Origin of the sequence: Paenibacillus sp. OT2-17 (assembly GCF_009827695.1) — a bacterium.
Lineage (GTDB): Bacteria > Bacillota > Bacilli > Paenibacillales > Paenibacillaceae > Paenibacillus > Paenibacillus polymyxa_B.
The window spans coordinates 1-1,152 of the sequence record NZ_WUDQ01000843.1 but is presented as its reverse complement, the minus strand read 5'-3'; the positions used below and the strand labels follow the sequence as shown (position 1 = coordinate 1,152).

Below are 1,152 nucleotides of genomic sequence, written 5' to 3'. Positions count from 1 at the left end.
CAATAATATGCTGCATTGAATCCACGGACGTTGCCTCCTTGTATCCAAAAGTCTATATAAGAAGAATACACAAAAGACTGTGTGTTCGCTATATAGACTGTATCGTAAAATATCATTTATCTTTTGCAATTTTGGATGCATGACTTATTATCCACAGTAAATTAAGTGTAGCCGATCAAGGTAATACAAAGCTTAAACGGGAAGTAGACATGCTACAATTTACTGTAATTGTAATATGGTCAGGTTCCTCGCTTACTTCAACATGCAATAAAAACATTTGACATTGAATATAAATGTCCTTAAACTTTTCACTTATTAAAACTTTTTTCAAAACTATTGTAATATCCTGAAGGAGGGCTGCTATCCTATGACTTTTCCGTCCCTGAACACCCAACAGGTGAGAAAATCAAGTTTGGCTATCTAGGAGGGACTAAATTTGAATCTGCAAACCCGCAAGTCCCGCCACATGTATACGATGCAGCTGGCGACAATTTTTATTGGCTTTATTGTATTTGGCATCTCGGAAAATATTAAAGGCCCTGCCATTCCACGCATCCAATTCGACTTCAATCTGGATGAACAGCAGCTCGGAACATTGTTGTCTCTAAACGCACTTGGTTATTTGATTGCCTGCTCGTTCACCGCTGTCCTTGTCCGTAAGTGGGGAATCAAGGCGGTCAGCATCATTTCCTTTGCTTCCATGATCATCTCGGGAGTGTTCATCTATCTGTCGCACACATATCCGTTCTTCGCCTCGTCCTACTTCTTGATGTATATCGGGAACGGCATGCTGGAGATTGCGCTCGCAATTTTGGGGGCGAGGATTTTTGTGAAAAATACCGGCACGATGATGAATTTGTCCCACTTTTTCTATGGGCTCAGCTCAACAGTCGCCCCTTTGCTGGCGACGGGAGTCATGTCACTGACGGTATTTGGACATATGCTGGACTGGCGGGGGATGTATCTGGCTATGTTGTCGCTCTGCCTGCTGCCGATTGTGGCCGCACTGCTCAGCACCTTCCCGGGAGACGATTTGCAGCATGAGGATCGAACCTCACTCAAGGCGCTAACCCGCGATCCAGCACTCTGGATGATGGTAATGATCCGGTCGTTTGGAGTAGTCTCTGAGCTCGCAGTTGGGGGCTGGCTGGT

The 1,152-nt window shown here is 44.8% G+C and carries 1 protein-coding gene; it reads left to right on the top strand.

The annotated features are described in order from the left end of the window. Positions 1–436: 436 nt before the first annotated feature. A partial coding sequence (locus GRP75_RS27585) for an MFS transporter (protein WP_160790968.1) occupies positions 437–1,152 on the top strand: 716 nt, incomplete at its 3' end.